The sequence below is a fragment of the Rhizobium nepotum 39/7 genome, assembly GCF_000949865.1.
Taxonomy (GTDB): Bacteria; Pseudomonadota; Alphaproteobacteria; order Rhizobiales; family Rhizobiaceae; genus Agrobacterium; species Agrobacterium nepotum.
This window is the reverse complement of the sequence record NZ_JWJH01000012.1, coordinates 239831-265593: the sequence shown is the minus strand read 5'-3', so window position 1 is coordinate 265593 and position 25763 is coordinate 239831. Positions and strand designations below refer to the sequence as shown.

The window sequence follows — 25763 nt, the reverse complement described above, 5'->3', positions numbered from 1 at the left end:
ATTGAGTTTTTTCAGAGGGATATTTTATTTTCGTTTTCAGAATAAATTCCGACTTGACTAATTAATTTACGTAAAGAAAATAAATGACAGACGGCGGGTGGCGACGGGCAAAATCAAAAAGAAATCATGTCGCAGGGCCTCGTCTGTCAGGGAACAAAAAAACGGAGCCCCCTTATGCGTCAATCATGCACTATTTTCGCGCGCCTTTTTGCCGGCGCAACATTCCTTGCCAGCGCGGCTTTCGCTCACGCGGAAGGCACCGTCGTGGTCTATTCTGCCGCGCCACAGCAGCTCATGGATGAGTTGCTACCCATGTTTGAAAAGAAAACCGGCACCAAGGTCGAGCTTGTCAAAGCCGGATCCGGTGAACTGATGAACCGGATCAAGGCGGAGAGCGGCAAGGCGGCAGGCGACGTGATCTGGAGCGTCGACGGCACGGTTATCGATTTTTCCGCCGACCTCTTTGAACCTTACAAGCCCACCGAGGCTGCATCGATCAACCCTGCCTTTACCCCGAGCGTGAACTGGGTGCCTTTTACGGCTGTCGTTACGGCCTTCATCGTCAATAAGGAGGCGCTGAAAGGCGCGCCGGTCCCGACATCCTGGGCCGATCTTGCCAAGCCTGAATATAAGGGCCTGATTTCCTCGGCCCGCGCTGACCAGTCCGGCTCCGCCTATATCCAGATGGCGACGGTATTGCAGGATTTTGACAGCGAGGAGAAGGGCTGGGAAGTCTATACCGGCATTCTCGGCAACTCCGTTCTTTCCACCTCTTCAGGCGCGGTTCCGCGTTTCGTCAATGATGGCGAGCAGGCGGTCGGTATTACGCTCGAAGACGCCGCCCTGCGCTACAAGCTCGGCAGCGCGCCGGTCGAAATTATTTATCCGAAAGAGGGTACGGCAATCGCGCCTGATGGCATGGCGCTCGTCAAGGGTGCGCCGAACGCCGAAAACGGCAAGGCCTTCATCGATTTCATCGTTTCCAGGGAAGCGCAGGAAGTCGTGGTGAAAGCGGGTCGCCGCTCGGTCAGATCAGATGTTCCGGCCAATGCGGCACTTGTTCCCCTGTCCGATGTTCCGGATGCGAAATACGATTTCAAGTGGGCTGGGGACAATCGCGCACGCCTGATGGAAAAGTGGAACGAGATCCTGCTCGACGTTCAGTAAGACATTGCCGGGGGCGGTGCAGGCCGCCGTCCCCACATTGTCTCTTTCACAATCGCATTTTCGTTCCGTCCCCGTGGTCGTGTGCCGCGCAGGATATGTCATGGAGCAGCACATGGCCGCCGTAGAAATTACCAGCATCAAGAAAAGTTACCGGGATGTCGTTGCCCTCTCCGACATCAATATCTCCATCCCTTCCGGATCGTTTTTCACGCTTCTCGGACCCAGCGGATGCGGCAAGACGACCCTTCTGCGTACGATTGCCGGTTTTCATCAGCAGGATAGCGGTAGCATCAGTATCGAAAGACAGGCGATCGAACATGTGCCCGCCCACAAGCGCGACGTTGGCATGGTCTTTCAGGATTATGCGGTGTTTCCGCATATTTCGGTATTTGACAACATTGCCTTCGGTCTGAAACAGCGCAAGGCATCTTCAGCCGAGATCCGTGAACGGGTCGGCAAGATCCTCGATGTCGTGCAGCTCGCTCCCTACGCCAAGCGTATGCCTCACGAACTCTCCGGCGGCCAGCAGCAGCGCGTCGGTCTGGCGCGCGCACTCGTCATCAACCCGAAAGTGCTGTTGATGGACGAACCGCTGTCCAACCTCGACGCCAAACTTCGCGTGGACCTGCGGCGGGAGCTCCGCGAAATCCAGCAGGCCATGAACATCACCACCATCTATGTCACGCATGATCAGGAAGAGGCGCTTGCCATGTCTGATCTGGTTTGCGTCATGTATGGCGGCGTCATTCAGCAGGCTGCACCACCCTGGGAAGTCTATAACAATCCCGCCAACCGCTTTGTCGCGTCCTTCGTGGGGGCAAACAATTTTCTGGCACTTGACCGTTCTGGTGGGCAGATATCCATTTCCGGCCATAAGGTCGCACTGCCGCAGGCGGATGCAATCTCCCCGGAGCGGAAGATCGTCGCCGCCATCCGCCCCGAGGCGATTGCCGTCGGTCCCTCCGCGATTGACGGTGATGAGCGCATCGAACTGCCTGTGAGCATAAGGCAGGTCAGTTTTACCGGTCGCGAGATGAACGTTGCTGCCGTGCTCTCTTCCGGTGAGGAAATCGAGGCAATCACCAAGCCATCGCCGGAGATCATCGCGCTGCAGCCGAACCAGAAAACCACTTTCTCCTGGCGCGCGGCCGATGCGAGGCTGTTCGGCGAGGGCGTAACCGGGGAGCGCCTGTCATGACGGATATGACTGCGACTGCAACTCCCGACGGTTTCCGCCTGCGACTGCCAGGTTTCTGGACAAGCGTGACGGTATTCGCTGTCATCCTGCTGGCGATCTTCCTGGTCCTGCCGATCTTCAGCGTGTTCTTCATCAGTTTCTTCGATGCCAAAACCGGTGCTTTCGGTCTCGGCAACTACGCGGAAGTGTTCACACGGCGGTTCTACACCGTGGCATTGTGGAACACGCTTGTCATCGGTGTACTAGGCATGCTGGGTGCCTGCCTTCTCGGTATTCCGCTTGCCTTCTGCACCTCCCGTTACCGCATCAGGGGACGCACTTTCATCGCCACATTCGCGGTGCTGGTTCTCTGCGCACCGCCGTTCATCGGTGCCTATGCCTGGATCATGCTGTTCGGTGCCAACGGCGCGGTCACCAATCTCCTGTCCTTCGCCGGCATTTCATTGCCGACGATCTACGGGATCCCGGGCATCGTGATGGTCTTCAGCCTGAAGTTCTTTCCCTACATCTTCCTGATGACGGAAAACGCGCTGAACACCATCAACAAGTCCTATGAGGACGCAGCGGAAAATCTCGGCTGCACGGCTTTCCAACGGTTCCGCAAGATCACCTTGCCGCTGGTCTTTCCGGCGGTCAGCACTGGCGCGATCATCTGCTTCGTGCTGTCCATCGCCGACTTCGGAACCCCGGCGATCCTCGGCAAGGGTATCAGAACGCTATCGACCATCGCCTATGCGCAATATACCTCTGAAATGGCGGGAACGCCGACCATGGCGGTGACCATCTCCATGGTGATGATTGCGATTTCCATGGCGGCACTTCTGTTGCAGCGGCGCATTCTTGCCAGGCGTCGCTACGCCAGCTCACTGACCAACCGGCCGGTAAAACAGTTCATGCGTCCGCTGAAGTCTTTCATCGTGCACGGCTTCTGCTATCTGGTCGTCTTCATCGCCATGCTGCCGTCGCTCACGGTCATCTATACCTCGTTCCTCGCAACCAGCGGTCCCGTCTTCACGGGCGGTTTCGGGTTGGACAGCTATGCCCGCATCCTTCGCGATTCACCGCAGGCGATTGCCAACAGTTTCACATTTGCACTGGCTGCCGTGGTGCTGATTGCGATCGTCTCCGGCCTGCTGTCCTTCATCGTGGTGCGACGCGACAATGCGATCTCCGGCTCGCTCGATCTTCTGCTGATGGTACCTTACCTTATCCCCGGCGTTGTCATGGCGATTGGCTACGTCACGACTTTCCGCTATCCGCCCTTCGATATCACGGGGACAGCGCTCATCATCATCCTTTTGGTGTTTATCCGCCGGCTGCCCTATGGCGTCCGCTCCACGACATCGATCCTCAGGCAGATCAAGCCGTCCATCGAGGAGGCTGCGGTTAATCTCGGGGCTTCGCCGGCAAAGACCTTCGTGTCGGTGACGGTGCCGCTGATGCTGCCCGGTCTCATCATCGGTTCGCTGATGAGCTTCATAACGGCCATCAACGAGTTGTCCTCGACGCTGATCCTCTACACGGCACGAACCATCACCATGCCGGTTCTCATCTATGTTCAGGTGATTGACGGCGAGTTTGGCACGGCTGCGGCGCTTTCAACCGTGCTTCTGGTCAGCACCGGCCTTTGCGTCTTCGTCGTGTTCCGCCTTTCGGAAGACAAAGAAGCCTCCTTCGTCTGAAACCGTACCGCTCCCTCACCAAAGACTGCAGCAGCGGCGACATGTGTGTCGCCGCCAGCCTCCTTCTGGCCCAGCCTCCCTCTGCAAGGAATACACGACGATGAATATCGCGAGCTTTTCGCAATCGAAATACAAGAACGCCACAACGCCCGGGGACGATGTAGCACTTATCATACCGGGCAGGGTTCTGGCCGTATTCGACGGTGCGACCGACCCGACCGGTGCAAGTTACGGCGGGCTGAGCTCAGGCCGGATTGCAGCACTCGCCGCCGTAAATGCCGTGGCGAAGATGAGCCTCGATGGTACGCTGGAAAAGATTGCCGCGCCTCAGCTTTTTCAAAACATCAGCGATATCTTGAAACAGGAGGCGGAGCGAATCAATGCCAGCCATCCACCCTCCACAACGCTCGCAATCGTGGCCGACAACGGCGACAGCTTTCGCCTGCTTCTTGCCGGTGATTCCGGTGTGCGCATCAACGGCACCCGACTGCTGCAGCATGCGAAGCTGATAGACAAGGTGAGTACATCGGCGCGCATCCTTGTCTTCAAACAGCTGTTTGCTGTTCTCAAAGATGGCGATGCGGCCGAGACACGCACGCGTGCGACCATCTTTTCTGGCCTGCGTTCCGCCATCGAAAACGGCATCATGACTGCGCGGGAGGCGGAGGGTGTTGTCATTGCCGCAGCCGGTATGAGCGGTCTTGAGAACGACATCGAAGCAGTCGAGGAATTCCTGATGGGGGGAATTCGCGTTCAGCCGCAATTCGCAAACAGGCAGGGACACGTACTGGGTTACGCCTCGGTCAATGGCGGAAAGGTCATTGAGGAGGGGACGGTCGATCTCCGCATCGCCAAGGATACGCTTGTGAGCCTTGAAATCTTTTCCGACGGTTATCTGTCTCTGCCGGCGGGAACCGATATCGCTGACTGGGAAGCGGAATTCGCCCGTGTCGAGGCTGTGGATTTTCACAAGCTCAACGACTATCCGTCGGTAAAAGGCTCGACAACCACCGAATTCAGCGACGACAGGACGGTCGTCTGCCTGAATGTTGGGTAAAAATAGCTAGTCGATTTCACACAGGTCTTGGAGGGCCGGGCGGGGCCTTGACACATGAGTCCCGTCTATTAGAGATCGCGACGGGTTTTAACTTTGGAGTGAGGACATGAAATTTCTGGCAACCATCTCGACTTTTGTCGGCAAGACATTTGCCGGTTGGGTTATCCTGTTTGCTGTCCTCGGCTTCTTTTTTCCGGATACGTTCAAGCAGATCGGGCCCTGGATCGTCACGCTTTTGTCGATCATCATGTTCGGCATGGGGCTGACCCTGTCGGTGGACGATTTTCGTGAAGTCGTGAGGCGCCCGGTCGACGTCACCATCGGTGTGCTCGGGCAGTTCCTCATCATGCCGCTACTTGCGGTGCTGCTCACCCTGCTCATCCCGATGCCGCCTGAAGTGGCGGCAGGTGTCATCCTGGTTGGCTGCTGCCCGGGCGGGACATCGTCCAACGTCATGACATATCTGTCGAAGGGTGACGTCGCCCTGTCTGTCGCCTGCACCTCAGTGACGACGCTTGCCGCTCCCTTGGTGACGCCATTCCTCGTATGGTTGTTCGCCAGCCAGTTCCTGCCGGTCGATGGCTGGGCAATGTTCCTGAGCATCGTCAAGGTCGTGCTGGTGCCGCTGGCCCTCGGTGCTGCCTTGCAGAAGCTTTTGCCGGGTGTCGTGAAGGCGGCCGTGCCGGCATTGCCGCTCGTAAGCGTCATCGGCATCGTTTTGATCGTTTCGGCGGTTGTCGGTGCATCGAAGGGTGCGATCGTCCAGTCCGGACTGATGATATTTGCGGTCGTCGTTCTCCATAACGGCCTCGGCTATCTGCTTGGCTACTTCGCGGCAAAGGCGACCGGTCTCTCCCTCGCCAAGCGCAAGGCAATTGCCATTGAGGTGGGAATGCAGAACTCCGGTCTCGGTGCCGCTCTTGCGACAGCATATTTCTCGCCGTTGGCAGCTGTTCCCAGCGCCATTTTCAGCGTCTGGCACAATATTTCCGGCGCGCTTCTGGCCAACTGGTTTTCGGGGCGCGTGGACGTGAAGGCGAATACGAAAGCCGGATAGGTTCGTCCTCCCGGGATCGGCTGATGGGACATGAAGCGGGCCTCGAAGGGGGTCTTACGGACATAACGCCGTATGTCCGTAACGCCTTGACCAAAATCGTCGTCGACGCAGGCGCTATCCGCGTCGACGGTAACCCATGACGATCACGAACATGAAAGTGTGAAAGCGCCGACCGATTTCATATCGATATGCGTTTCGGCGGCAAGGCTGCTTGTTATCGCACCACAAAGACTGCCGGTGGTGACAATCTGCCCGCGTTTCAGCATTCCATCCCTGTTGAGGGGGGAATTGGCAAAGGCGAGGAGCGGGGCGAGCGGATCGATATTGGGGTGTTTTACCGTCGCATTGAAACGGACATCTGTGCCTTCTGTCACCGTCAGATGTGGCAGCTTCCCGGTATTTTCGGCGAAGGTATCAACGACTGTCGCGTCGACTTCCGGCCCGAGAACAAACCCGCGATTGGCAAGGCGATCCGCCAGAAAAAGCGGGAAGGGGACCTGGTTTTTCTCCACCATCCGGTAGCCGAGGAGTTCGGCGCCAAGGTGAACCCTGTCGATATTCGTCAATATATCGGCCCTGCTTAGCGGGGTCGCGGTTGCGGCGGGAATATCGGAGGCGAGGGTGAAGCAGATTTCCACTTCGATGCCTTCGATCGCCGCTCCCGAAAAAGATGCGATATTGTCGTCATCGACCCGGTAACAATCGACCATCGGCGCACCGACAGCTGTGCCATCCGGCCTGATCGCCAGCTTCCAGCCCGCAACCGTCTTGCCGGACGCTTCAACAAAAGCGCGCTGAACGGCCATCGCCTCTTCAAGACTACCGGGAATGACACCATTCGCCTCCAACGTCGCCAGAGGAATTTTTGCGCCCTCCAGGTCCGCTTTCACAAAGCGCTGGGCCAGTTTTTCGATCGCCGTCATTCCGTCGCATCCTGCTACTGTTTGCTCAACAGACGAACGGGCGGAGAGAAGGCCGCCCGTTTTATATTGAATTATGCGACGTCTGCGTCGAACTGGATGGTATGCAAACGCTTGTAGAGGCCTTCCGTTTCTAGTAGTTCACGACGGCTTCCTTGCTCCACGACTTCGCCATTATCCATGACGACGATCTTGTCGGCTCGATTGATGGTCGAGAGCCGGTGAGCGATAACGATCGACGTCTTGTTGTGCGTCAACCGCTCAAGCGCATCCCGAACAAGCGCTTCGGATTCCGAATCGAGCGCGCTCGTTGCCTCATCGAGGATCAATATGTCCGCGTCTCTGAGCATGGCGCGTGCGATGGCGACACGCTGCCGCTGGCCACCAGACAGACCAGAGCCGTTTTCTCCAAGCTTGGAGTCGTAACCGTGCGGCATCTTCGTGATGAAATCATGCGCGTTAGCAGCCTTCGCTGCTGCGATGATTTCCTCTTCCGTCGCATCGTCACGACCGACGGAAATGTTATGCTTTACCGTCCCCGAGAAGAGGAAGGTTTCCTGCCCAACGTAAGAAACATGCTCGCGCAGGCTGGCGAAAGAAACGTCGCGCAAATCCATGCCGTTGATTTCAACAGAACCGTTCTGCGGGTCGTAAAGGCGCATCATGAGATTGATGATGGTGGACTTGCCGCTACCGGAAGGTCCGACCAGCGCAGTCATCTTACCACCCTCGAACAGCACGCTGATATCCTTCAGGACCGGTTGGCCCGAGACATATTCGAAGCTGACGTTTTTCAGTTCCACATCGCCGCTTGCCTTGGGGAGAGGTGCAGCGTCCTTCTTTTCGGTGAGCGTAAGCGGGGCATCCAAAACCTCGAACATCATACGCACACCGATCATACCACTTTCGATCTGGATTCGCATGCGAGCCAAACGTTTTGCTGGTTCGTAAGCAAGAAGAAGTGCGGTGATGAAGGCCATCAGGTCGCCTGGTGAGCCACCTTTTTCGAGTACTGTGTAACCGGACACAGCAATCACGGCTGCGATAGCAAGGCCTGATAAAGTCTCCATGATTGGGCTGGTTGCCGCCTCAAGCTTCGCAATACCATTGGCCCGATGCTCGACGTCGGACACGGCCTTGTTCATGCGCTGGCGCATCAGTTTCTCGAGAGAGAATGCTTTAATTACGCGAACGCCGATGCTGGTTTCCTGCACGACATTGACGATTTCGCCGAGGGAAGCAAGCTCCGCTTCCATGATTTTGCGTACACGTCGCAGGACCAAACGCACGCTGAAAATCGCAATAGGTCCGATGATCATGGAAATCGCACTCAGAAGGAAATTCTGTGCGAACATTACAATGATCAAGCCAAGGAGGGAAAAAAGATCACGGACAAATGAAGTGACGATGGTATCGATCACATTTCGAGCAGATTGGGCATTGTAGGTAACCCGGATCAGTAGCTCGGAGGAAGGTAGATTCTGAAAAAATGAAACTCCCTGCTTTAGAAGCCGATCATAGATTTTACGTTGTTGTTCTGCGACGATGCTGTTGCCTGCCTTGCTCAGATAATAGCTTTGTACAAAAGTCGCGAGACCCTTAATAATAAAAATACCGGCAACTGCAAACGCGATCTCAAGAACAACGTCAAAACCCTGTTTCAGGTAAACGCTGTTGACGATATCACGCATGATCCAGGCGCTGAGGGAGGTCATACCGGCAACGATGAACATTGCCGCAATTGCTGATGAGTACCAGCCAACGTGCTTTTTGAAGTTCTCTTTAAAAAGCCGGGTCAACAGCTTCTTGTCGTTTGACGACAGAAAAGATCCTATCAAGTTCTATGTTCCTTAGTTTGTTTCTGCGGCTTGTCTCATAGAGATGCGCCAATCTGGACGACGATCTGATGAGTCGTTCAGCGGGCCATTGCTTTGACTTTGTCAGATATCTCACCGCTCGTAACCCTGAACAATCGGTAAACAGGGTCGCTATCGCTTCGGCGCACGCTGATAATGTGATAGCGAGACCCTGTCAACACCACATATTAGGGAAGAAGCCCAGTGTTTTCTCAGCAATTAGGGGGTAATTCTCAATAATACAATTCTGATTAATCGTTGTTTGAGGATGAGGACTTGCGCTGGGGATGCAATATGTACCGAACTGCGTTCCACTGTAAGCGCTGATGGCGTCAGGCCTTGAATTCCCATGGCATATAGTGTGCAAGGCCCCTTTGCGGGGCGGCATCGAGACGAAGCAATTGTAATTTTGTCTCAATGAGGTCCCGTCACCGGGACGAGAGCCTGGCAAGGTTGTAAGTAGTGCTGTGATGCTTTGGCAATCACGCCGCCTAGATTGACCTGCCAGTTCTGATCTTATGGCATGGTATGGCGACCCTGGTGTTGACCACGGACAGAAGCATGATCTTTGACGAGATACTGGTACTGAGGGACTTGACGAACAAAGGCCCATTATAGAAACACTGCCTATCTGTCTGTGGGGTCTATGCCACGAGGACGATCGACCGTCGAGCGCATCGCCGCAGGGTGGCCGGCCAGCGATATCGAGGCATGCATGCTCTGAATTCCAGAAGTAACGACCTCAGTTCACCGCTTACCTGAAGAAAGCTGTTGACGTCATTTTATCGGCGCGAATTTGACAACGACAAAATCCAAAGTCGATGGTACAGGTTCATTTACTTTTTTTAATTGTGCGTCACTGATGCACCTGCCGCTTAGAAGTCGACGATGAAGAAAATTTTGTATCGAATTCCATTTCACAAGGATGGAAGGCCCCGTGGATGGCTCAAGGCGTTACTTGCCAATAAGCAGAAAGAAGTGCGGAGTGCATTTCGCAGAGTGGTGTACAAGCGAAATGGATCGGTGCGAACCCGATACCACTCGTGGTTGGCAAATACTCCCGTTTTGAGTCATTCGGATGGCGTTCCAACCGTAAAAGGCTACCTTGATCAGAGGTGGCCTGGGCTACGAGCAATCACTACATTCCCTGAGACCCGTGTTGGAAACCGAATAAATTTGGTGACGGACAGTATAGGGGAGTCTAGCCTTTTTGGTGGAGTTGGGACTGCTTTATTGCTAGCCGCATTGTGGGCTGAGAGATCCAAAGTGCCTCTGAGGATAATTACTCGTCTCGAGCCGCCAGATACCGCTAGTCTTGGGGCGATTTTAAAAGCAAGTAACATTCAGTTTTCTGGGCAGGTGGAATTCCAATTCTCCCCCCACTATGGCAGTAGAGAACTGTCAGTTTGTTCGGATGATCTATTTATCTCAACCTCCTGGTGGACAACTCGATGCTTGTTGAACACTGTGCGGCATGATCGCATTATCTATCTTCTCCAGGAAGACGAGCGAATGTTTTATCCAATGGGAGACGATCACGTTGCTTGTACTTCGACTCTAGCTGAGCCCGTGAAGTTGGTTGCAGTTAACACTCAGCTTCTTTACGATTGTCTCGTTGACAAAGCGTGCGGAGTTCCCAGCCTCGAGGATCGGAGTGTCTTTTTTGAACCCGCTTTTAGCTCACTCCAACGGAATTGGATCCGGACTTCGGAGAAGCGACATTTATTTTTCTACGCGCGTCCAAAGAATCTAAGAAATCTTTATGCTACGGGTCTCGCCCTGATTGATGAAGCGGCATCGCAAGGAATCTTGGACGCCGCAAGATGGAAAATTCATCTCGTTGGTTACGATGTTCCCAAGTTGCAGTTTTCATCGAATTTGGAAGCCGAGTACCACAAGCCGATGGGTTGGGAGCAATATCTTAGTTTTTTGCAAGGTATGGATGCAGGTCTAAGCCTAATGCATACACCGCATCCATCTTATCCTCCGCTGGACTTAGCTGCCATGGGTATACCCGTTTTAACCAATGCAGCATTTGGTAAACGTAGCCTCCAAAAATATTCGCATAACATTATTTGTTCGGATCTTAGCCAAAAGAGTCTCTTGAGGGGCATTGAAGAACTTGTGAGTAAAGCTGAGGATCTAGAGTTGTGCAGACAAAATCTTTCTGGTGACAACATCTGTCGTAGTTGGAGGTTGGCGCTGAGTAATGTAATCGACCGTCTAGACGACTTGATTAAGCGTTGAGGCTAAATGTATACCGATCTAGTTGCTAACAAAATTCCCTACAGGGCGCCGTGGGATGATGAGCCTCTCGATGTGCGCGTTAAGGCCCTTCATGTTCGGGCGGAAAAAAAAATTGCTTTTCTGTATGAGAAGCCAGACACGAGTACGTTTCGATATCGAGTATTTAATATGGTGGAGGCCGTTCGTGAACTTGATCCGAACGAAATTGTAGCAAGTTGGTTTTCGCTTGATGAGATAGATTATTTAATATCGCTTCTGCCACAGATCCAAGTTCTGGTCCTAGCACGTGTAAGATATGGACGAGCAGTTGGTGAACTTTTGTCACGTGCGCGTGCCTTTAATGTGCGTATTTTGGCCGACTTCGATGATCTGGTCTTTGATACGAGGTACGCACATTTAGTGCTGGCAAATAATGATCAGCCGACGGCAGACGAAACGCATATTAATTCTTGGTACGCGTATGTTGGAAGGCTACAGGCGACAGCCGTCCTTTGCGACGGTGGCATAACTACAAATGAGTTTTTAGCGGAAAAGCTCGCCAACGTATGTAGGCGCCCTGTTGGCATTGTCCCAAATTTTCTAAACAAGAAGCAGCAGCTATTTTCTCAAGAGCTATTCGAACAGAAACGAATTAGGGGTTTTCATGGGAACGGACCTGTGAGAATCGGTTATTTTAGCGGGTCTCCAACACACAACAGAGACTTTCAAATTGCTGTTCAGGCGCTTTGTAGTCTTTTGCGGAATGATAACGACGTGACACTGCGGATTGTCGGTTTTATGGAAAGTTTCAAGGAGCTTGCGCCTTTTTCAGAACGTGTCGAGGTGATTGAGCTGCAAGATTGGGTCAATCTTCAGGCGCGCATTGCAGAAGTGGATATCAATATCGCCCCGCTGCAATCGAATGATTTTACGAACTGTAAGAGTGAACTTAAGTATTTTGAAGCGGCTGTTGTCGGAACTTTCAGCTGCTTATCACGAAGCTTTACATTCACAAGAGCTGTGACTCATCCGGATGATGCATTGATTGTCGATGACTGGCAATGGCATGAAGCTCTCCGCACAGCGGTTGACTTAGTGAGAACGCCGAATGTTTATGGCCCCCGTGCTGTTAACACGGCTGAGCGTGCCTATTCACGCTACGGTTGGAATCGCAACACCAATGCACTTTTGACCGCGCTCGCGACTTAGGTCGGCTAATTTGCGGGAAGAGTTGAGGAAAGACGATTGAGATATTTCGGCGGCCTCCATCTGCTAGGAAGCTGAAATGTTCCGACGCGATATAGGCATAAAAATGCAACTGATAGATCCGAATATAGATTCGCCGAAGTACAGGCCTGTATCTGCTTGGCTGCGGCATGGGCCTTTTTCTATGTGGCTCGTCCGCACTATGAAGCCTAATCGAATTGTAGAATTAGGCACCCACTATGGTTTTTCATACTTTAGCTTCTGTGAAGCAGTAGCAGTCAACTGCCTCTCTACGGACTGCTTTGCCGTAGATACGTGGGCTGGTGATGAACATGCTGGGTATTATGATGATATTGTCTACGCGACCGTTGAAGAGGAGAACAAAAAATACTCTTCTTTTAGTACTTTGCTTAGAAAGACGTTTGCGGAGGCTCTGGAAGATATCGAAGATAACTCGGTAGATATCCTTCACGTGGACGGAAGGCACTTTTATGACGACGTTAAAGAGGATTTCCTTTCTTGGGTTCCGAAATTGTCCAACCGCGCGGTTGTTTTGTTTCATGATACTGAAGTGAGGGAGAGGGATTTTGGGGTGTGGCGCTTTTGGTCGGAAGTTGCTTCTGACCGTCCCTCAATCAATTTTCTGCATGAGCACGGGCTCGGGGTGCTTTTCTGGGGCGATCAGATTTCGGATGAGCTAGCCCCATTCGTATCTTTGATTGGAACCGAGCATTCTCGCTCGCTTATTGCAAATTACTTCGAAATCGCCGGAGAGTCCTTTTTCCAAAAAAAATGGATTGAAGAGCAGTTTGATAGCTTAAACTCCGTAATAGCAAATGAGCGCCAGAGTGCTGAAAAATACCGCAGAGAAAATGTCGAATTAGCGATCAAACTGAATGCCACCGGAAACGATTTAGACGCGGCGAAGAACGCGTTAAGAGTAGCTAGAAAAAAGCCGTTGACGGGGATCAAGGATGCCTTAATTCACAATATTATGCGTCGACTCGCGGGTATCACTTCTACGAAATTTCCAAATTTAAGTAGACGTGCGGAGCGCAGTGCGGGGAAACGGGATCCTAATCGCGACACTTTTCGCTAGGTATCCACATTTGGCTCGGTTGCTAAAGTTGGTGAAGAGACAGTTGATGTCGGGCTCATGATGACCAAAGATAAACTTGCTATTTATACAGTAATTATCGGCGACGGATATGTCCTCCCTGAAATAAATTGCGACCATGAAGCTGATTATTTTTGCTTTACTGATCAGCCTAATCTTCAGTCAAATGGTTGGTTGTTGATTCCATGTGAGCCAATTCTGTCTCTTGATCTTCCTCGTAGTTCGAGAGAACAGAAAATTAGGCCGCATCGCTATCTTCAATCATACCAAAGATCGATATACATTGATCCAAGTGTCCGCTTGATGGCGTCGGCGGAAAAGGTATGGCAGTATTTAATCCCCAATGACCGTACACTTTTCGGATGCTTCTGGCATAGCTTCAGAGAGACGTTATCGGATGAGATCGAGGCAGTCCGAACAGCGGGGCTTGAACATTCTCATGTTCTTTCTGAATTGCAAATATTAATAGAAACAAAATATACATCAGCGTTGTCGTCAAGGCCTTTGTGGGGAGGATTCATTGCTCGTCGACACATGTCGCCAGCATGTATTGAAGCAATGGAGCAATGGTTTTCTTATGTACTTCGATATTCACGGCGTGACCAGTTAACAATGCCGTTAGCTATGTCCAGATTGGATGATAGTTTCGTATTTGTGAGGAAAGAAGACATAAATCACTCACCTATTCATAGGTGGCCAATTGAGGGATACAAACGTCCAGAACGATACTACACTGGCTACGTTGTTTCTGCGCAGGAGGAGGAAATTGGTGCCGTTGGAAAACCATTTTTGCTTGGTGGCACTAAAAGGATTTTTGATTCAGTGTTGAAACATATATTCAAGCGGTGAGAATATGAAGATATTTAGGAAAATCTGGAAAAAATCGTCTAGGTTGAGTGAACCCTTTTTGGAGGGCGCGGATCATGTGAAAGAGGTTCCGGTAAGTGAAGAATCTCTTGAAGAATCAGGATTTGACGTACAGGCTGCGTTACACTTTAAAGTAGTAGACGGGCTTTATAGCGAGCAGCTTCCTGAAAATCGTGTGTTCGTTGCCCATGAGCGCCGATTGGGCCTGTACAAGGATGGCTTGGATTCAAGAATCAGGCAGTTATTGTGGGATTATCGGCTGGATGAAATGATCCTACGTCCGGGTGATGTAATTGTTGATGTGGGAGCTAATAACGGTGAATTCGGAATATGGGCTACTCAACGTGGCGCCCGATATTTTGGATTTGAACCAGATCCCACAGCATTTTCTGCCTTGAAAAGAAACGTACCGACGCAGCAAGTTTTCGATTGTGCGCTTAGCAACTCTGAAGGCATGCAGACGTTTTTTTTAGCCACAAGCGAAGCGGACTCAAGTCTTTTTAAGCCGGAGAATGCCTTGAATGAAATAAAGGTAAAAACGCTCAAATTTGATACATTTGCCTCAACCTTCATCAGGGATTTGCCTATTCGCCTGCTTAAAGTAGAAGCGGAGGGGATGGAGCCGGAAGTACTGGAAGGTGCTGCAGATAATATTTGTCGAGTTGAATATGTGGCGGTGGATGCGGGCCCAGAGCGGGGCGGGGAGAGTACAGCGGTTTTTGTCCTCAATTTTCTCCTCGAACACCGCTTTGAGATCTTGGACTGTTTCCTCTTCAGAGGCACTTTTTTACTAAGAAACAAAGATTTTATGCAGTTAGATAGTTGATTCATAAATTCCTAGGGCGCGTCCCCATAAACGGGGCTCATCTTCGGCATTCGATGTGATTCAATCTCCTTGAAAGGAGATTGCTAGTAACCGCCCGATTGGCACCGCCTGCCGCCTAACGTCTTGATGGCCTAAGAGACGTGTTTAACGACGTCGTTAGCGACGTGTCTTAGGCGAGGATTGCGATGCGTGTTGAAATTCTTGGGCAGGAACGTCGACGGCGGTGGCGCGAAGAAGACAAGCTTGCGATTGTCATGTCGGTTGGGGTTGCTGGAGCCACGATCACAGAGGTTGCTCATCGTCACGATTTAACGCGGCAGCAGATATACGCCTGGCGTAGCGAGCTCAAAAAGAAGGGGCTTTTGTCGGCATCTGCGAATGCATTGTTCATTCCAGTCGATATGAATGCCGTGCAGACCGATGTCCCTGAACTCAGGGAGAGCTGCTGCGGGATGATCGAGCTACGATTGAGCTGCGGCCGCACACTTCGCTTCGAGAGTTCGGTGGCGCCCGACATCCTGACGCAGGTTATCCGAGCGGTGGAAGCAGCATGATTGGACCTGGGACCGGCGTTCGGGTGTATCTTGCGTGCGGCATCACGGACATGCGCAAGGGGGTGGAGGGCCTTGCCGCGCTCGCGCAGGATGTTTTGCGTCAGAAGCCGACTGGCGGCGCGGTCTTTGCCTTTCGCGGTAAACGTGGCGATCGTTTGAAGCTGCTCTATTTTGATGGACAGGGCTTCTGCCTGTATTACAAGATCTTGCAGAAGGGGCGGTTTCCTTGGCCTTCTGCATCCGACGGGACTGCCCGGCTGACGTCGGCCCAACTGGCGATGTTGTGGGAGGGGATCGATTGGCGTCGTCCTGATTGGGGTGCGCCACCGGCCCGTGTCGGGTGATTTTATCCCACTGAAACCACTGGTTTTTATGGAAATTTATCCTGGCTCGTGGTAGTCAGGATCATGTCTAGCGCGATGACAGATCTTCCGGACGATCCAGCCTTTCTTAAGGCAATGATTGCCGCTTTGCAGGCGGAAAACGCGAAGATGTCGGCCACATTGCAAGCGCATGATCAGTTAATCCAAACGCTGCGGCTGCGCATTGCCAAGCTGAAGAAACAGGTCTTCGGCAAGTCCTCCGAAAAGATTGAGCGTGAAATCGAGCAGTTGGAACTGGCGCTTGAGGATCTGTTGATCGCGGTCGCTGAAGGCAGTACGGCGCCAATCGATGAACCTGATGAGGCGGCGTCTGTTGTTCCCTTGGCGGATACGTCTGAAAAGATCATGCGCCGGCGCCCACGCGTCTCGGACAAGGCGGTTCGCGAGCGCCGAGAGCTCGATCCTGGCTCCTGCTGCCCGGAATGCGGAGGTGAATTGCGTCTTGTCGGTGAGGACGTCAGCGAAATCCTCGACATGATCGCCGCGCAGATGAAAGTCATCGAAGTTGCTCGACTGAAGAAGTCCTGCCGCTGCTGCGAGAAAATGGTGCAGGTGGCAGCACCCAGCCGCCCGATACCGGGCAGCATGGCCGGCGCTGGCCTCCTGGCGTACATTCTGGTCTCGAAGTTCGACGACCATTTGCCACTGTACCGTCTGAACGAGATCTTCGCCCGCATGGGCGCCGACATTCCCGACAGCACGATGGTTGATTGGTGTGGTCGCGCCATGCAGGTTCTGCAGCCTCTCATCGAGCGGATCGAAACGGCGGTCATGGCAAGTGACCTGCTTCATGCGGACGACACCCCGATCAGGGTGCTGGATCGCTCGCTGCGAGACAAGGGGTTGGGCAAGGGTGTGAAGAAGGGCAGGATCTGGACGTATGTCCGCGATCAGCGTCCATGGGCAGGCAGTTCCCCGCCCGGTGCAGTCTACTATTTTGCTCCTGACTGGAAAGAAGAGCACGTCCACCGCCACCTCAAGCAATCAAGCGGCATCCTTCAGGCTGACGGCTACAAAGGATATGGCAAGCTATACTCGCCTGGAGAAAAGGGAGAATCTCGCTTCAAGGAAGCCGCCTGCTGGGCTCATTGGCGACGAGACTTCCACGATATCTGGACATCAAACAAGTCCGAGATTGCGCGAGAGGCTCTCGATCGCATTGGAGCGCTTTACGACATCGAGCGAGGCATCAACGGCCAGCCTCCTGAGATCCGGCTTGCCGCGCGTCAGACCCAGAGCAAGCCTAAGGTCGATGCATTCCGCCACTGGGCTGAAGCTCAACTAACGCGCATTCCGGGCAAAGGCGATCTGGCGACAGCTTTCCGCTACGGTTTGAGCCGATGGTCTTCGCTCTGTCTGTTCCTCGACGACGGCCGCGTCGCGATCGACAACAATGCCGCCGAGCGGGCACTACGTCCGATAGGCGTGGGAAGACGGAACTGGCTCTTCGCGGGAGCCGATACGGGAGCGGAGACCTTGGCACGCGCCATGACGATCATCGAGACGGCAAAGATGAATGGTCTTGACCCGCAAGCCTATCTGACTGACGTGCTCGATCGCATCCACGATCACAAGATCAATCGACTCGACGAACTCCTTCCGTGGAACTGGTCGACGATCACCGCAATCGACGTAAAGGCAGCCTGATGGCGACAGTCACCTACGTCCGTACGATCAAATTTGTTGCCGAAATTCTCGAAGAGGACCCGGAACTTCTTCAGGCAATCGTCTCCAACGATGATAATCTGAGCTACGGCAGCATCATCTCCGTGTACACCGGAGACGACGAATCCGTGACCGCACTGACGGACGACGGCATGGACGAACTGGAGCAGATGCTCAAAGATGCCCGCCGCACATCCCAAGAATGGAACGACTTCCTCGACAGCTTTGTTGACGACGAGCTGCTCGTCGCTCGCATCAAAGCAAAATCGCCGCGGTAGCAATCGGGCGGTTACGATTGCTATGCGCCGTCACGAATTGAGCGACGAAGAATGGGCTGTGATTGAACCACTTCTTCCAAACAAAAGCCGTGGAGTGCGACGGGTTGATGATCGTCGAGTAATCAATGGCATCCTTTGGCGGTTCAGGACGGGCTCGTCCTGGCGAGATGTGCCGGAACGCTATGGCCCCCGCGCACGACACTTTACAATCGGTTCTCGCGCTGGCGCGCAGCCGGTGTTTGGGATCGCCTTCTTGATGCAGTTTCAAAACGTTACGATGGTGACATCGTGATGATCGATTCATCCTGTGTTCGCGTTCACCAGCATGGCGCCTGACCTTGCCCCCAAGTTTTATCCAGTTTTGAGTTCGCTCCAGCGGTTTTGTGAAGTGCTCTCCGATTTTGGGCCAGCGGGAGCTTGAATTTTCCGGGGTTAAGGTGAAGTGCTCCCCGATTTTGGACCAGCGGGAGCTTGAATTTTCCGGGGTTGCAATGCATTTGCTTCCTCTCTGATTTCTTGTCCCTCAGATCCCATAATCCGTTCGATCAACTTTAAGGTCACTTCGGCGCTACCGGGCGACAACCAAAGCGGAGATTTTTTTAAGAAATGAAATCCTCTGGCTATTGAATAGGCGGGCAACGCGTAAGCGCTAGCTCGGCGAGATACCGCGGTAAGAATTAAGGATATCCGATCAGCGCGCCCGCTGCTGGTTGTTGAGCTTTCTTGTAGAACTGCAGATTGTACCGCCACAAGCGCTTCATCGTCAGGAATAACAAGTTCTCGAGCAATTTGATCTATTTCTTCATCATTGCAGCGCTGAAGTTCTTGATCCAACTCATTTACTTCATGAGTTGCGCCATGGGAAAATCCATGCCCGATCACCCATTGTGACAATCCAATTTCCCCACGACGTACAGTTCGAGTTTTATCGTTGCTTATATTCAACGTTCTCCAAAATCGCATAAAAGCAGCATCCTGAAGGATCGTTGCGTTAAATCCGAGGGCGTATGACGCATAATGAAAGTTCTTGTGATTAGTATCGTAATTCCAAACGATTTTTCGAAAATTTTGGGGATCGACACGTGGCATGGCGTAATTTGAAGTAGCAGCCACAAAGTCTTTGTCTAGGGCACGGGCTTCCTCAAACCAACTTGTTGGCTGTGGTACCAGCCAGATGGAATCGTTCAACAGCCACAATCGATTAAATTGCCCAAAGTTGGGGCTTAAGTCGACGATTCCATCGCGATAGCCGCCAAAATCATAACCTACATTTGGCCTTTCAATTATGAGTGCGGCATAGGCTTGCAATGTTCTCCGATCGACTTCAGATAGAGGGAGGTTCGAAACCACTATTGGAGTAACACCCTCCCGCAGCATTTCTCTCAGCATTGTTAGGTGGGAATCTTGGATGCCATTTGCGGGGAAAATCAGATAAACACCAGCCTCGGTACCCATTGACACATTTCCAAGCGTACGTCTGATCGCGCGCGCAGTGACTAAATCATACCATCTCCGTACGACGATTAATTTGACAGCTTCTACGGGAAGCCGAAGCAATTGCAAACAAATCCGCGCCATTTCGCGACGAATTTTCCACCAAGGAAGTTTGTTCATCGCCATATATCGTCCGATTTCGTTGGAGGCACCATCTCACCTTTTTTTGTTCTCAATGGCTAAAATTAATAACGCCATCCGAGCTTTATTAGGGTTGGGGTCCTCCCCGTTGGAACAACATTGTCATCGCTCCCGCCAGCATACCAAGGGCTTTAGCTCTTCTTCTTTTTGAGACAATATTTGAAGGAGAGCCAAGAAGTAGTAAGGATTGAAGAAATGTCGCCAATGCCGGGTAGAGCTTGCCGTGCTTGCGTCCCACGTAAACTCTTGATATCGCCAAATGACGCGCTTTAAAATATGCAATCTTCGGGGACCTTGCGGATGAACGACCCGAGCTATGTACCACGTGAGATGCTCGTATATAAAATAGAGGGCCGAGCTCACGGAGTCTGAGAGACAGATCATCGTCTTCATGATAGAGAAAAATATTCTCATCGAAGCCATTTATCAGGTCAAACTGCCGCTTTTCTACAAGTAGCGCTGCACCTGAGAGAACTGGAACTTCGCGATCCGTTGTGGGCCAACCTCTTTTCATCCACTGAGCGCGTGGCAGCAAATAAGAGCGGCGTTTGAAATAGGCTTTTCCATTGTTGTTGGAGATGCGGGGGCTGAATGCCGAACCACTTGGATGATTACGGACTCCCGCGAGTAAAGCATCGAGTGCGCCTTCGCCCAATCGAGTGTCGGGATTTAGGAAGAACAACAATGGCGTGGTTGCCCACTTTGCCCCCTCGTTGCAACCTCTTCCGAAACCGCAATTCGATGGCAGGCTGATTATTTTGATATCACGTCCCTTGGGTACGGTATCAAATGTGTTGGTATAGCCGTTATCAACTAAGATTATTGGAGTGCTTTGCGGAACCGAATTAATCATGTCTGCGATCACTGCATCGCTGTGATAACAGACTGAAACAACTGTGACATCCGAAAGAGCGTAGGTTGGCAATCGAAAAGCACTCTAGTTATGACCGTTATCGTGGCCACGCATTATTGCGATAGAATAACCACGCTAACGAAAGCATTGGCCTGCGAGGCGGGTGTAACATCCACCGCCATAAGACACGAATTTCAGAGCGAACATCGCATAATGCGGTTGCCTAAGGGAGACCGTCTAACATCACGGTCAGGTTCGATCAAGTATTTTTGATCTCATTTTTTTGCTCATATGGAGATTTCAAACTTTGCCTTAGTGTAAGACGTCGGTAGGCACGACCTGTGATTATTTCAGAACAACTGTCGCTCAAAAACCTTTGCCGTATCTGAGGTGCCGCTTGCTAGCGGGTTCTCAGTCGCGGGCAAGTTTTCTTAGATATATTCCATAATCGCCCTTACCAGCATTCTCGGCTAAATCAGCAAATTTTGATTTGTTTATGAAACCCTTACTCAGAGCGATCTCCTCTGGACAAGCGATTTTAAATCCCTGGCGTTTTTCAAGGGTGCGTACGAACTCACCTGCCTCCAGAAGGCTGTCGGGCGTCCCGGTGTCGAGCCAGGCATATCCGCGCCCCATGATCGACACTTTGAGCTTACCGCGCTCGAGATAAATGCGGTTTACATCCGTGATCTCATATTCGCCACGGGCCGAGGGATTAAGGTTGGCGGCAATGTCCACGACATCCGCATCATAGAAGTAGAGCCCGGTCACCGCCCAATTGGACTTGGGCTTGAGAGGTTTTTCCTCAATGGAAAGCGCGCGCATTTTGCTATCGAATTCAACGACGCCGTATCTTTCCGGATCGTTTACTTGATAGGCGAAGACTGTCGCTCCGTCGTTGACGCCTGTTCCGCTTTCCAGCAATTCAGGCAATCCGTGACCATAATAGATATTGTCGCCAAGGATAAGACAGGACGGAGACCCATTAATGAAATCGGCACCGATCATATAAGCCTGCGCGAGGCCATCCGGGCTTGGCTGAAGGGCGTATTCTATAGAAAGACCCCATTTCGCACCGTCCCCCAGAAGGGTTTGGAAGAGCGGCATGTCATGGGGTGTTGATATGATGAGTATTTCGCGAATGCCAGCCAACATCAGCGTCGTCAGCGGGTAATAGATCATCGGTTTGTCGTAGACCGGCAAAATCTGTTTTGAGACCGACAACGTCATCGGGTGCAAACGGGTGCCGCTGCCTCCGGCAAGAATGATGCCCTTCATGGGTTTTCCTTTTTGCTCTGCGCTAAGGCGGCTACGACCGCGCGCGTTGATGCCCGCCATTCCGGCAATCTAATCCCGTAAACCTCTTCTAGCTTGCTGCAATTGAGCCTGGAGTTTGCCGGGCGCCGGGCTGGGGTAGGGTATTGCGTGGCCGTGATGTTGTTGACGATCACTGACTTTCCGCCGTTTTCCACAGAAAAGGCGAATATCTGCTTCGCGAAATCAGCCCAGTTCGTTTCACCTGTTCCAGTCAGGTGAAAAACGCCGCGAAAATTTGCGGAGGGATCGTCTTTTAGTTGTTTTGCGATCGTCACTATCGCTGTTGCGATATCATTTGCCGAAGTGGGACATCCAAGTTGGTCCGCCACCACATTAAGTTCATCACGGCTCTCGCCTAGCCGCAGCATGGTTTTTACGAAATTGCTGCCATATTCCGAATACACCCAAGCAGTTCGCAAGATGGCATAGTTGCTGGTGCTTTCGAAGACGGCCTGTTCGCCTTCCAGCTTTGAGCGGCCGTAGACGGAGCTTGGGCCTGTCGGATCGCTTTCGACATAAGCGGTGGCCTTGGTGCCGTCGAACACATAATCAGTGGAAAGATGGATTACTGGAACGCCGATGTCATTTGCTGCCTGCGCAACGGCTCTTGATCCGTCCCGATTGACGGCAAAAGCAATGTCCGGTTCGCTTTCCGCCTTATCGACAGCGGTATAGGCCGCCGCTGACACGACCACATCGGGCCTCGCGTCACGCAATGCCCTGGCTACCGTTTCGGGTCGAGCAAGATCGAGTTCCGGACGACCCAAGGTTACAATCTCCAACTTGTCATCAGCAAGAGCCTGTAGAGCGCTGACAACCTGACCGTTTTTTCCGGTGACGACCAGCCGCATCCCGCTCAACCCTTCACCAGAACGCCGAGACGCTCTCCTGCGTAAACACCTTCGCGCAGCGGCTGCCACCACCACGCATTGTCGAGATACCATTCCACCGTCTTGCGGATGCCGGTCGTGAAATTCTCCTGCGCGCTCCAGCCAAGTTCCGTTTCCAGCTTCGTAGCGTCAATGGCGTAGCGGGCATCGTGGCCGGGGCGATCGGTGACGTATTTGATAAGTTCGGCATAGGGCTTCGATTGCGGGCGAAGCTCGTCGAGAATTGAACAGATGCAATCGACCACATCGATGTTTTTTTGTTCATTTCTGCCGCCGACATTGTACTTTTCGCCGGCAAGGCCCTTTTGAACGATAAGCCATAAGGCACGGGCGTGGTCTTCCACATATAGCCAGTCGCGGATGTTCGCGCCATTTCCGTATACCGGAAGCGGCTTGCCTTCCAGCGCGTTAAGAATGATCAGCGGAATGAGTTTTTCCGGAAAGTGGAACGGCCCGTAATTGTTGGAGCAGTTGGAAATCACGACCGGAAGGCCATAGGTGCGCTGCCAGGCTGTGGCGAGATGATCGCTTGCGGCTTTCGAAGCGGAATACGGCGACGAAGGATCGTAGGGCGTTGTTTCTTCGAAGAGGCCATGCTCTCCAAGCGAACCGTAAACCTCGTCGGTCGAAACATGGAGCATGCGAAAGTTCGATTTTGCGTCTTCGGCCAGACCGTCCCAATATTGCCGCGCTGCTTCCAGCATCGTGAAGGTGCCGTTGATATTGGTCTGAATAAAATCGGCAGCACCGGTGATGGAGCGGTCGACATGGCTCTCAGCCGCCAGATGCATCACATAGTCCGGCTGAAATGTCGCGAAAGCGTCATTCATTGCGGCGCGGTCGCATATGTCCGCCCGAAGAAAGCGGTGGTTCGGAGCGTTTTCGATTGGCTTGAGCGAGGCCAGATTTCCGGCATAAGTCAGCTTGTCGACAGTGAGAACATCCGCGCCGACCTCGCTTACGAGATAGCGCACAAGGGCCGACCCGATAAATCCGGCGCCGCCGGTGACTAGAACGCGCATCATCAGTTTCCAGTTTTTTGGTAGATGAAATATTCCGGCAATTCGGACAGAGACGGCTGCTTTGCGTCCTTGTCGGAAAGCACGCAGTTGTCCATTTTTGGCCAGTTGATGCCGATGGTGGGATCATCCCATTTGACACCGCGATCATGAGCCGCGCTGTAGGGAGCTGTTACCTTGTATGAGATAACGGTGTCGTCGATGAGGGTCATAAATCCGTGGGCAAAGCCTGCCGGAATCCACAGCTGTTCACCGTTTTCTGGTGAAAGCTCAATGGCGGCCCATTGTCCGAAGGTCGGGGAACCCGTTCTGATATCGACGGCGACGTCCAGCAGTCGTCCACGAATGCAGCGGACGAGCTTGCCCTGTGCAAAGGGGTCCGTCTGGAAGTGAAGTCCACGGATAGTTCCGGCCTGCGCGGACAGGGATTCATTGTCCTGCAGGAATTCCACATTCGCGACATTCTCTCGAAACCATTCCCGTTTGAAAACTTCGCTGAAGTAGCCCCTGCTGTCGCCAAACCGAGCCGGAGTTATCTTCTTTAAGCCTGATATCGAGAACGCTTCTGCCTGCACTTCGCGGATCCTGTCTGGTCTATTTGCTGACGGTGGTATGACTTTATCGGTACGGACAGTCAATAACGCTTTATCGGCCTACCACACAAGAGTATCCCGCTCCTTCGCAGGCAGTATAGCGGGAAGCCCTGCGGGCTCCGCGCCTGCTCCCAAGCTTAAGGTCCGTTCGTGCGGACTGATAGACGTCCTCAATCCCACCAACCTTTTCCGCGTCGCAGGGCTTCGCTCCGGGCAGGCGGCGGAGGGCCCAACGCCATGGTTTCTAAGGGGATGAATGAGGGGACGTGCAGCGCAACACCCTCGACAAGACTGGCATCATATTCCAAGCGCCAGCTGCGGTTCCTGTTCGCTCTCTTCGGTATTCAGCGATGAAAGAGTGATCCCCAACAGCCGCACCGGACGCTTGAACGGAAAGACGGAGGCAAGCAGGGTCTCGGCCATTTCCTGGATTGTCGCGACGTCAGAGACGACTCCCGATACGGTCCTGCTGCGGGTCGCCTGGCTGAAATCCGAATATTTGATCTTCACGGTAACCGTCTTTCCGGTGATGTCATGGGCCTCGCAATAACGCCAGACTTTCTGAGCCAACGGTCCGAGCTCGGCCTTGGCCAGATCGAGATCGTCGATGTCCTCAACGAATGTGTCTTCTGCGCCGACGGATTTGCGGATGCGATCGGGTCTTACCTGCCGGTCATCGATGCCGCGGGCGATGTTATAGAAATATGGGCCGGACTTTCCGAAATGCTGCTGCAGAAAGCCGAGTGATTTAGACTTGAGATCGAGCCCGGTTTCGATGCCGTGCCGTTTCATCCGCTCGGCCGTGGCTGGTCCCACACCATGGAATTTCTTGACGGCCAAGGCTTCAACAAAGCCGGGGCCGTTTTTCGGCGTGATGACGGCCTGGCCATTCGGCTTGTTCAGGTCGCTTGCCATCTTGGCTAGGAACTTGTTGTAGGAAATGCCCGCAGACGCATTGAGGCCGGTGACCGCCTTGATCTTTGTGCGGATTTCCAGCGCAATTTCGGTGGCGATCTCCATGCCTTTCAGGTTTTCGGTCACATCGAGATAGGCTTCGTCGAGTGACAATGGCTCGATCAGCGGGGTATATTCGGCAAATATCTCCCTGATCTGTTGCGAGACCTGCCGATATACCTCGAAGCGCGGCGGCACGAAGATCAGATCCGGGCATTTCCGTCTGGCGGTAACCGATGGCATCGCGGAATGCACGCCGAAAGTTCTCGCTTCGTAACTTGCCGCAGCCACCACGCCCCGTGCCGCCGATCCGCCGACGGCGACCGGCAGGCCGCGAAGTGCGGGATTGTCACGCTGCTCCACTGACGCATAAAAGGCATCCATGTCGATATGGATGATCTTTCGAACAGCCGTGTTATCCATCGTTCCAGCCTGTACGATCT

At 52.9% G+C, this 25763-nt stretch carries 23 protein-coding genes and 1 pseudogene; 15 read left to right on the top strand and 9 right to left on the bottom strand.

The features are described from left to right. Nucleotides 1-174 precede the first annotated feature (174 nt). From RS75_RS14390 to RS75_RS14370, 5 genes are all read left to right on the top strand, one after another. The gene (locus RS75_RS14390) at nt 175-1167 is read left to right on the top strand and encodes an ABC transporter substrate-binding protein (protein WP_045021566.1); all 993 of its coding nucleotides are present in this window, start codon (nt 175-177) and stop codon (nt 1165-1167) included. A 112-nt stretch (nt 1168-1279) separates the two neighbouring features. After that, a complete protein-coding gene (locus tag RS75_RS14385) occupies nt 1280-2365 on the top strand; it encodes an ABC transporter ATP-binding protein (protein ID WP_045021786.1) in 1086 nt (361 codons plus the stop codon). Continuing rightward, nucleotides 2362-4047, top strand: a complete 1686-nt coding sequence (locus tag RS75_RS14380) for an ABC transporter permease (RefSeq protein WP_045021564.1) — start codon at nt 2362-2364, stop codon at nt 4045-4047. Before RS75_RS14385 ends, RS75_RS14380 begins: the two co-directional genes overlap by 4 nt. 100 nt (nt 4048-4147) lie before the next feature. Then, the gene (locus RS75_RS14375) at nt 4148-5104 is read left to right on the top strand and encodes a hypothetical protein (protein ID WP_045021562.1); all 957 of its coding nucleotides are present in this window, start codon (nt 4148-4150) and stop codon (nt 5102-5104) included. A gap of 106 nt (nt 5105-5210) precedes the next feature. Next, nucleotides 5211-6161, top strand: coding sequence for a bile acid:sodium symporter family protein (locus RS75_RS14370; protein ID WP_045021560.1), 951 nt, complete (start codon nt 5211-5213; stop codon nt 6159-6161). 143 nt (nt 6162-6304) lie between these two features. Here RS75_RS14370 and RS75_RS14365 read toward each other — a convergent pair whose 3' ends face one another. Next, nucleotides 6305-7084, bottom strand: a complete 780-nt coding sequence (locus RS75_RS14365; protein ID WP_045021558.1) for a 2-keto-4-pentenoate hydratase — start codon at nt 7082-7084, stop codon at nt 6305-6307. Nucleotides 7085-7155: 71 nt separating this feature from the next. Continuing rightward, nucleotides 7156-8919 carry an ABC transporter ATP-binding protein gene (locus RS75_RS14360; RefSeq protein ID WP_045021556.1) on the bottom strand — a complete coding sequence of 588 codons (1764 nt, stop codon included), beginning with the start codon at nt 8917-8919 and terminating at the stop codon, nt 7156-7158. A gap of 906 nt (nt 8920-9825) precedes the next feature. Here RS75_RS14360 and RS75_RS27380 point away from each other — a divergent pair. The 10 genes and pseudogenes from RS75_RS27380 to RS75_RS25675 all read left to right on the top strand — a co-directional run. Then, the gene (locus tag RS75_RS27380) at nt 9826-11184 is read left to right on the top strand and encodes a rhamnosyltransferase WsaF family glycosyltransferase (RefSeq protein WP_324607185.1); all 1359 of its coding nucleotides are present in this window, start codon (nt 9826-9828) and stop codon (nt 11182-11184) included. 6 nt (nt 11185-11190) lie between these two features. Then, the gene (locus RS75_RS14350) at nt 11191-12372 is read left to right on the top strand and encodes a glycosyltransferase family protein (protein WP_052679697.1); all 1182 of its coding nucleotides are present in this window, start codon (nt 11191-11193) and stop codon (nt 12370-12372) included. Between the two features lie 76 nt (nt 12373-12448). Beyond that, complete coding sequence (locus RS75_RS14345) at nt 12449-13468, top strand: class I SAM-dependent methyltransferase (protein ID WP_045021783.1); 1020 nt, start codon at nt 12449-12451, stop codon at nt 13466-13468. 57 nt (nt 13469-13525) lie between these two features. Next, the gene (locus RS75_RS26300) at nt 13526-14335 is read left to right on the top strand and encodes a glycosyltransferase domain-containing protein (RefSeq protein WP_152643139.1); all 810 of its coding nucleotides are present in this window, start codon (nt 13526-13528) and stop codon (nt 14333-14335) included. 4 nt (nt 14336-14339) lie between these two features. Then, nucleotides 14340-15179, top strand: coding sequence for an FkbM family methyltransferase (locus tag RS75_RS14340; RefSeq protein WP_045021552.1), 840 nt, complete (start codon nt 14340-14342; stop codon nt 15177-15179). Between the two features lie 185 nt (nt 15180-15364). Continuing rightward, a complete protein-coding gene (gene tnpA, locus RS75_RS14335) occupies nt 15365-15733 on the top strand; it encodes an IS66-like element accessory protein TnpA (RefSeq protein ID WP_018483788.1) in 369 nt (122 codons plus the stop codon). Then, complete coding sequence (gene tnpB / locus RS75_RS14330) at nt 15730-16077, top strand: IS66 family insertion sequence element accessory protein TnpB (protein ID WP_003554417.1); 348 nt, start codon at nt 15730-15732, stop codon at nt 16075-16077. Before tnpA ends, tnpB begins: the two co-directional genes overlap by 4 nt. Before the next feature lie 63 nt (nt 16078-16140). Beyond that, nucleotides 16141-17763 carry an IS66 family transposase gene (gene tnpC / locus RS75_RS14325; protein WP_045021545.1) on the top strand — a complete coding sequence of 541 codons (1623 nt, stop codon included), beginning with the start codon at nt 16141-16143 and terminating at the stop codon, nt 17761-17763. After that, entirely contained in the window at nt 17763-18059 is a 297-nt protein-coding gene (locus RS75_RS14320) for a hypothetical protein (RefSeq protein WP_018067892.1), read from the top strand. The genes tnpC and RS75_RS14320 overlap by 1 nt, the downstream gene beginning before the upstream one ends. Nucleotides 18060-18075: 16 nt before the next feature. Beyond that, a pseudogene (locus tag RS75_RS25675) lies at nt 18076-18392 on the top strand (IS5 family transposase); the annotation flags it as partial. A gap of 99 nt (nt 18393-18491) precedes the next feature. Here the strand turns inward: RS75_RS25675 and RS75_RS25670 are convergent. The 7 genes from RS75_RS25670 to dinB form a co-directional block, all read right to left on the bottom strand. Beyond that, complete coding sequence (locus tag RS75_RS25670) at nt 18492-19679, bottom strand: rhamnan synthesis F family protein (RefSeq protein ID WP_084686908.1); 1188 nt, start codon at nt 19677-19679, stop codon at nt 18492-18494. A gap of 82 nt (nt 19680-19761) precedes the next feature. Continuing rightward, complete coding sequence (locus RS75_RS25130) at nt 19762-20619, bottom strand: glycosyltransferase (RefSeq protein WP_052679696.1); 858 nt, start codon at nt 20617-20619, stop codon at nt 19762-19764. 339 nt (nt 20620-20958) lie between these two features. After that, nucleotides 20959-21825: a glucose-1-phosphate thymidylyltransferase RfbA gene (gene rfbA / locus RS75_RS14315; RefSeq protein WP_045021533.1), complete on the bottom strand. Its 867-nt coding sequence runs from the start codon at nt 21823-21825 to the stop codon at nt 20959-20961. Continuing rightward, nucleotides 21822-22715: a dTDP-4-dehydrorhamnose reductase gene (gene rfbD / locus RS75_RS14310; RefSeq protein WP_045021531.1), complete on the bottom strand. Its 894-nt coding sequence runs from the start codon at nt 22713-22715 to the stop codon at nt 21822-21824. The genes rfbA and rfbD overlap by 4 nt, the downstream gene beginning before the upstream one ends. 5 nt (nt 22716-22720) lie before the next feature. Beyond that, nucleotides 22721-23776: a dTDP-glucose 4,6-dehydratase gene (gene rfbB / locus RS75_RS14305; RefSeq protein ID WP_045021528.1), complete on the bottom strand. Its 1056-nt coding sequence runs from the start codon at nt 23774-23776 to the stop codon at nt 22721-22723. Nucleotides 23777-23778: 2 nt separating this feature from the next. Further along, the gene (rfbC, locus tag RS75_RS14300) at nt 23779-24348 is read right to left on the bottom strand and encodes a dTDP-4-dehydrorhamnose 3,5-epimerase (protein ID WP_045021526.1); all 570 of its coding nucleotides are present in this window, start codon (nt 24346-24348) and stop codon (nt 23779-23781) included. Between the two features lie 315 nt (nt 24349-24663). Beyond that, a complete protein-coding gene (dinB, locus tag RS75_RS14295; protein ID WP_045021524.1) occupies nt 24664-25743 on the bottom strand; it encodes a DNA polymerase IV in 1080 nt (359 codons plus the stop codon). Nucleotides 25744-25763 lie beyond the last annotated feature (20 nt).